At 53.3% G+C, this 6073-nt stretch carries 14 protein-coding genes; 3 read left to right on the plus strand and 11 right to left on the minus strand.

Annotated features, from left to right (window positions below; translation table 11 throughout):
- From ABF979_RS16010 to ABF979_RS16045, 8 genes are all read right to left on the minus strand, one after another.
- The coding region (locus ABF979_RS16010; protein ID WP_415560696.1) for a hypothetical protein at positions 1-274 on the minus strand (274 nt) is incomplete at its 3' end.
- Between the two features lie 60 nt (positions 275-334).
- On the minus strand, positions 335-520 hold the full coding sequence (locus tag ABF979_RS16015; RefSeq protein ID WP_415560697.1) for a hypothetical protein: 186 nt from the start codon (positions 518-520) through the stop codon (positions 335-337).
- 335 nt (positions 521-855) lie between these two features.
- Positions 856-1587 (minus strand): hypothetical protein, encoded by a 732-nt coding sequence (locus tag ABF979_RS16020; RefSeq protein ID WP_415560698.1) that lies wholly within the window; start codon positions 1585-1587, stop codon positions 856-858.
- Positions 1584-2396 (minus strand): hypothetical protein, encoded by an 813-nt coding sequence (locus ABF979_RS16025; RefSeq protein WP_415560699.1) that lies wholly within the window; start codon positions 2394-2396, stop codon positions 1584-1586. Before ABF979_RS16025 ends, ABF979_RS16020 begins: the two co-directional genes overlap by 4 nt.
- Positions 2397-2446: 50 nt before the next feature.
- Positions 2447-2803 carry a VRR-NUC domain-containing protein gene (locus ABF979_RS16030; RefSeq protein WP_086634822.1) on the minus strand — a complete coding sequence of 119 codons (357 nt, stop codon included), beginning with the start codon at positions 2801-2803 and terminating at the stop codon, positions 2447-2449.
- Complete coding sequence (locus tag ABF979_RS16035; RefSeq protein WP_415560700.1) at positions 2790-3017, minus strand: helix-turn-helix domain-containing protein; 228 nt, start codon at positions 3015-3017, stop codon at positions 2790-2792. The genes ABF979_RS16030 and ABF979_RS16035 overlap by 14 nt, the downstream gene beginning before the upstream one ends.
- Positions 3010-3216 carry a hypothetical protein gene (locus ABF979_RS16040; RefSeq protein ID WP_415560701.1) on the minus strand — a complete coding sequence of 69 codons (207 nt, stop codon included), beginning with the start codon at positions 3214-3216 and terminating at the stop codon, positions 3010-3012. Before ABF979_RS16040 ends, ABF979_RS16035 begins: the two co-directional genes overlap by 8 nt.
- Positions 3186-3494 (minus strand): hypothetical protein, encoded by a 309-nt coding sequence (locus ABF979_RS16045; protein WP_415560702.1) that lies wholly within the window; start codon positions 3492-3494, stop codon positions 3186-3188. The genes ABF979_RS16040 and ABF979_RS16045 overlap by 31 nt, the downstream gene beginning before the upstream one ends.
- 60 nt (positions 3495-3554) lie before the next feature.
- Between ABF979_RS16045 and ABF979_RS16050 the strand changes: the two genes are divergently transcribed.
- Complete coding sequence (locus ABF979_RS16050; protein ID WP_160298811.1) at positions 3555-3725, plus strand: hypothetical protein; 171 nt, start codon at positions 3555-3557, stop codon at positions 3723-3725.
- A gap of 2 nt (positions 3726-3727) precedes the next feature.
- Here the strand turns inward: ABF979_RS16050 and ABF979_RS16055 are convergent, their stop codons facing one another.
- From ABF979_RS16055 to ABF979_RS16065, 3 genes are all read right to left on the minus strand, one after another.
- Positions 3728-4051, minus strand: coding sequence for a hypothetical protein (locus tag ABF979_RS16055; protein ID WP_415560703.1), 324 nt, complete (start codon positions 4049-4051; stop codon positions 3728-3730).
- Positions 4052-4156: 105 nt separating this feature from the next.
- Positions 4157-4627 (minus strand): hypothetical protein, encoded by a 471-nt coding sequence (locus ABF979_RS16060; protein ID WP_415560704.1) that lies wholly within the window; start codon positions 4625-4627, stop codon positions 4157-4159.
- Positions 4620-4850, minus strand: coding sequence for a hypothetical protein (locus tag ABF979_RS16065; protein WP_415560705.1), 231 nt, complete (start codon positions 4848-4850; stop codon positions 4620-4622). Before ABF979_RS16065 ends, ABF979_RS16060 begins: the two co-directional genes overlap by 8 nt.
- Positions 4851-4948: 98 nt before the next feature.
- Between ABF979_RS16065 and ABF979_RS16070 the strand changes: the two genes are divergently transcribed.
- Both ABF979_RS16070 and ABF979_RS16075 read left to right on the plus strand, forming a co-directional pair.
- Positions 4949-5647, plus strand: coding sequence for a helix-turn-helix domain-containing protein (locus ABF979_RS16070; protein WP_415560706.1), 699 nt, complete (start codon positions 4949-4951; stop codon positions 5645-5647).
- Positions 5648-5684: 37 nt separating this feature from the next.
- Positions 5685-6056, plus strand: a complete 372-nt coding sequence (locus tag ABF979_RS16075) for a hypothetical protein (RefSeq protein ID WP_415560707.1) — start codon at positions 5685-5687, stop codon at positions 6054-6056.
- The last annotated feature ends 17 nt before the right edge of the window (positions 6057-6073 follow it).

Consider the following 6073-nt stretch of genomic DNA (forward strand, 5'->3'; position numbering starts at 1 on the left):
AAAACCTCGAAACATCTATCAGAACACTAATTTGACCTGAATCTTTTTGTTTTTGGGCGATTTCATACGCAAAGTACCCAACGCCAATAGTAGCTATGGCGCTAGCTACAGCCGCCGCTGAAGATACCCAAGAAGATACTGAGTCTGCAGAATCATTCTTAATTATGAAAACCATTACAATGCAAAGAACGACAGAAATTGGAATTGAAAAAACGAGTGCCGATAATTTGATATAATTCCATATTTTTTTCTTTTTTATTGCTTTTTTGTTCATAGTTTTCTGCCTTCACAAACAAAAAAAAGGGGCAGCCTCACTAGGGCTGCCCCGATAAAATTACCTCCAGGGGCGCTGAAGATCAGGAAAAGCTTTTCCGGTCTTAATCTCGGAAATCCGTCCGGGATTAACGTCGAAATCAGCCGCAATACGGTTCTGATATTCCTTTGTCGCAAGACGCGCGATGATAATCTGTGCGTCTAGATCAGTCAGTTTTTTCGACGGTTTTCGGTTGTTTTTGGTCATTGTGGGAACTCTTCTTTCTGATGAAGAAATGAAGAACCGCCTTGACCGACACCGCTGCTAACGCGTAAGATTCACGCGCTAACGTAGCGTTAGGTGTTTCCACAGGCGGTTCAGACGCTCGTGGAATTAAAAGGGACGGGGGCTCAATCCCGTCCCTTTTTCGTATCTGCACCGAATGTAACTCACCTCATGCGCAAGCGCAACGTATTTTGCCGCACAGCGCGTTTTTTCCGTTTGGGGTCGGATACCTTTATCGGATGACTTTAAAGCTCTCTACGGACAACCTCGCGGCTCTCAGGGTGGGTTTCGACTTCATATCAACCCCATCAACCTTATCAGCGCTTACCCCCATTTGTACGCTGCTCCTGAAGCGGCACATTCGCAGCTTTCATCGCTTCGACCACCACACCCATGTTTTCCGGAGCATGCTTGCCGACTGCGGCCTGAACGCAGCGGAAAAACGACGGCTGAAACGGTCCTTCGCTGATCCGGCGCAATGTATGACTTAGCCGATCGGTGTCCTTCCAATCCCGAGGATCTCGACTGCCAGCCTCTACGCCGGTGACCATCTCGTGCACGGCCGGGGAATAGCGCCGAAGCATGGACAGCCAGATTTTCCGCCGTTCCGATCGCTCCTGATCCGTGGCGCCCGTTTCGTTCGGCAGATTCCAGTTCATCTGCTCGTTCTGCTGCCAGCTCCGAAGCCAGTTCTTGTCGGTCTCGGACAACTCGCGGGCCTTCGTGGTCGATCCTGCGATCTGCAACGGCTGGTTCGCATTGCTCCGGCGAACCCGCTGCACGAGGGCGAATTCTTCCAGCATCCGGGCGAGGGCACCCACAGCAGGCCACCAGTCGGACTGTTCCGTCACGGCGCTCAGGGCATCGAGACAGTATGCCGAGCCAGGGATGTCCCGCCGAAGCAGCATTTCCGCGTACTCGGCCAGCATGGCCTTGGTCTCGTCTGGTGACAGCCGCTGTTGGTGACGGGTGGTGCGTGCCAGTTTTCCGAGCCAACCTACGATGTGCAGGGAGCGGTCGCGGTTCAGAGGGGCGAGAGTGTCGCTCATTGGCCCATCTCCTCGAAGCGTTTGGCATTGGCGTCGATGTCGTAGCCGGTCAGACCCCACTGATCCTCGATCTGCCGGAAACCTGTTTGCATCCGGTGCTGGATGGCTTTCGTGACCCACTCTTTGAACACCGCTGGCCGTAGGCTCACAGCCTCGTCGAGGATTGCGTTCAGCGTCTCGGCACTGTCTCCGCAATCCCGCAGCCATTTGCCGATCAGGCTCTTGGCGCGTTTGACCGGCAGCCCCGTCGAGTGCTGAACGACCTGGGTTCCATGGGTCCAAAGCTGATCCCTGGCGTCAACCGGTCGGGGAGCTGCAGCATCAATCCGAGCAATTTCGGTTTGTGCCTGATCTTGCGACGACGGCGGAGCCGCGTCCTCGAACGTAGTGAGAGGTAGATCCCTTCCTACCTTCCTACCTTCTGCGGACGAATTTCCGTACTGGTTCGGAACTGGTTCCGCACTAGTTCCACACTCAGCCGGAACCAGTTCTGGAACGGTATCCGCGCAAATGTCTTTCGAGGCGCAGTAATTCCGAACTGGTTCCGGCATAGGTACGAACCGAGATGGCTTTTTAGGACGCTGCCACTTGCCGAAGTTCCGAACCGCTCCGTAACTGCGGTCTCCAAAATCATACTTTTGGATGACATCATTCCGTACCAGTTCCTCCAGGAGATCAGTTACGTCGATGTTGTCCGCTGGAAAGACGCGGGCCTTGAGGACGACAGGCTTCCACTCAAAGCCGCCGCCATCGTCCGCATGGCTCCACAATCCAATAAGGAGCATTCGAGCGCCCATGGAGAGCGTCATGAATGCATCGTCCGTGTATAAACCCGGATGTATGCTGCGTATGCGAGCCATTAGGCCACCACCTCCGCACGAAGCTCAAAGCCCCATTCCGTAAGAGCTGAGAACACGCCGTCCACAGACCGGCAGACCGCAACGCACACGCCAGCACCTTCAATGCGTGCGTGCATTTCCCGCTGAGCATCTGACAGCGTTCCACGAAGCGCCTTCAATTCGATCAGATAGGTTCGACCGCGCCACAGGATTTGAATATCGGGCCAGCCTGCTAGGCAACCGCGACGCTTGCGCCTGGCACCCTCACGAGCGCCGTTCTGTCGGTTCTCGTGGCTGGTGCAGACAGCATCGGAGGGCAGCGCGTAACGCAACGCGTCCCAGACCTGCTCATGCAGACGATCTTCAGGCCGCTTCATGCACGGCCTCCACACGCTCAAAGTACGTGATTTGACGTATTCCGCACGCCTTCAAAAAGGCCAACGGAATATCGCGACGCCCATTCATGACGTCAGAGACGTATTGCGGTGTGCAGCCCATCCGCTCCGCAAAAGTACGCTGATTGACGTATTTAATTCGGATCGTCTCACGCAAAATGCGGAACACGTCCAATCGGTCCAGGCGGTCAGTCATGCTGCACCTCACCGCGCAGAGCCTCATTCTCGCGCATCAGTTCGTCGCATTGCACCCGAAGCGCCTTGTGCTTCGTCCAGAGGTCTCCGGACACAAATGCCAGGCCAACAAGGCCGAGGCGTAACTCAATGAGGCCCGTGGCTCGGTCAAAGCCGAACCCACGCCACCTCACTGTCTGTATTGCTGTAAATGCAAACATTCGCGGGTCTCCTGGACCATTTCTTTGATCCGGCTCTCAAGCGCAGGGTCGTCAGCCATCAGGACGATGAGGTCATGCATCCGAGGCGCGTTCTTGCCGTAGAGCCAGTTCGTGAAAGCTTTCACCGTCCAGCCGCGCGATCGTGACACGCGTTTGGCGGCGTTTCGAAGTTCCCCGTAGCGTGCCTGAAGAGCGCCGCTGACGGTCTCAATGCACTGTTCGTTCGTCACCATCTGGGCGTGACTTTTGGGGGAAAGATTGAACCGAGAAATTTCCATCAGCGTGCTCCATTCTTCGTCATGTCACTGAGCGAAGAACGGAGAACAGCGATGGAGGACATGCCGCCCCAGACACCACAGCTTGAACAAGACCTGGACGACCCGGTACTGGCTCGCGGCTTGATCGTGCAGGCGCGGATATGGGCAACCCTGCATCGTGGCATGTGCCAGGAGGTCAGGGACCACATCGCGCTTCGCGTTGCTGAGGAGTTAGGCGCGCGCATCGGGTGAGGTCAGCTCAACCGGCTGCGCTTGAAGTCTTCCGGAAAGGCTGGGACCGGCCCATTCCATAGCGCGCTCCACGTCACGGATGATCCGGCCTCAAGAGGCCCGCGCAAGATTGGTGCAGGCTTTGTATGACCTGCCTTGCGAAAACCCTTCTTCCACTCTGAGCGCAGCTTGGCAGGCGCATGGCGCTCAATCGCCGACATCAAGGCGGTAGCAGAAACTCCCAAAGCCTCGCCCATCTTTTGAGCAGTCAAACCCTTCTTCATCAGAGCCAAAACGCTCGGCAAAAGAGGAGTCCAGTCGATTTTGTTGTGAGGAACTTTCGCCATCACTTCATCCCCCGAAACGGAGCCATGAAGGCGAGGAACAGCATGACGGCCTGGATCATCACGATGCCCGAGCCGATCACAATGAACGCCTCAATAGTCACCAAGTCAGGCATCGCCGTCGACTCCCTTCTCGAAAGTATCGGGAGTACCGTTATTTCGGGGATCGGCGGCAACCGAGTCCCCGCTATCACCATCTGCCAACACAGAGGATGAACTGGATGTCTGAGACCCAATCAACCATGTCTGTAAAAGTTCTGAGCGTACATCGTGCGCCTGAAGGTTCTGCAAACGGTCAAGCAGAAGCGACATTAGAGATTTCTGGAGTTCATGGTGAGACTGAGTGGTCAGCAGTTCATGTAGTCCGCTTTCCTGAAAAAATACTTCGAGAGCGCCTCGCAGGCGGTATTCCGGAATTAGGGCATCGACTTTGGCGGCTACAATATCTGACATATCAGACGGCGCGCGAAGCAGGGGACAATGCTGCCTATCTCTAACAATCCACCCGCTCCGGAGCGCCATATTGTACATGGCGTTCCGCGTCTGCTCTTCGCTAAGGAAGAATGTATCATCAGACATGCGCGGGCTCCTTCGCGGCGCGCTTGGCTCGGGTTGCAGGTGAATAATTGGCCATAAAGTTGCGAATTCTGTCTTCCGTCTCCCGAAAGGTGCGCCCTCCGCTACGCAAACGGCGCACAAGTTTTCCATCATTCACGGCCTGGAGGCCGAACGTGCTCTCAGCGATCCCCGCACCGCGGGTGAAGGCCTCGATCTCCCTAAGTAGGGCAGAATTCGTGCTCATGAATGGATCGTAATGGGATATGTCCCAATTCGTCAATCAAAAATATTGGGACAGATCTCATCTGCCTGAATTAGTCCGCTTATGGGATACTTCCCAATATGACGGATAGTTTTATTGCCAGAGAACTGCGGCGCCGAATGGACGCGAAGGGCTTCAAACAAAAAGCTCTCGCGATAAAGGCTGACCTGAACGAGACCTACGTTCGAGATATTCTCAAAGGCAAGTCAAAGAACCCGGAAGCATCAAAGCTTGCGCGGATTGCTGCGGCATTAGGTTGTTCGTCTGATGATCTTCTAGGCAAGGGGCCTACCGTACAGCCAACGCAAACAACACAGATCGAGGTACGAGGCGACGTTCAGGCGGGGCTTTGGCGGGAAGCAATCGAATGGCCTGCAATTGATTGGTATGCGATCACCGTACCTCTAGACACCGCCTACAAAGGATTTCATCGCTACGGCCTCAAAGTTTGCGGTCAGTCTATGAATAAGGTCTTCCCCGAAGGGTCTGTGGTCGTAGTTATCAATTTCGGTGATCTCGGAGTTAATCCAAAGACTGGAGATTTCGTCATAGCCGTGCAGCGCAACGATACTGGCGAATATGAGGCGACCGTTAAGGCAGTGCAGATCCAAGAAGATGGCACTGTGATTCTATGGCCTCAGAGCTGGGACCCGGCTTTTCAGTCCCCAATCATCATCCCTGCACATGATGGGCACGACCAAGCAGGCGCGCCTGATATAGCTATTCAAGCCTTGGTAGTGGGCAGCTACCAACCCAATCCCAAGGCCTTATTTTTATAAGTAATCCAATAAAAATAGAAGTGAAAGCGCAATAAAAATGAACGAAGAAGAAAAAAACACAAGCAATGGTATTATTAACGATATAGATATAACAACACTCGCTGTGAACCAATTGCAGTTAGCTACTTTGATTAGAAAAATGAAAGCTAGTATTGCTTCGCTGGCTATACAAACAGTTGCCCTAACAGCAGCATCGGAGTCAGGAAAGAATATTTCTGAAATAAACGGGTACAGTCTAAAAGAAATCCACAAAAAAGTTAGCGATTTTCTAGAAGACGGATACCTGGATGAGATTACCAACGACATAAAAAAGAATGTAAAAGATATTATGGAGAAATCAGGATTTAACCATGATAAAATAATTATTTCTGAAACTACTAAGCAGGCAGATGAGAAGCAAGAACCATGAGTTTCTCCCTAGAAAAT

The sequence above is a fragment of the Gluconobacter sp. genome (assembly GCF_047723935.1).
GTDB lineage: Bacteria > Pseudomonadota > Alphaproteobacteria > Acetobacterales > Acetobacteraceae > Gluconobacter.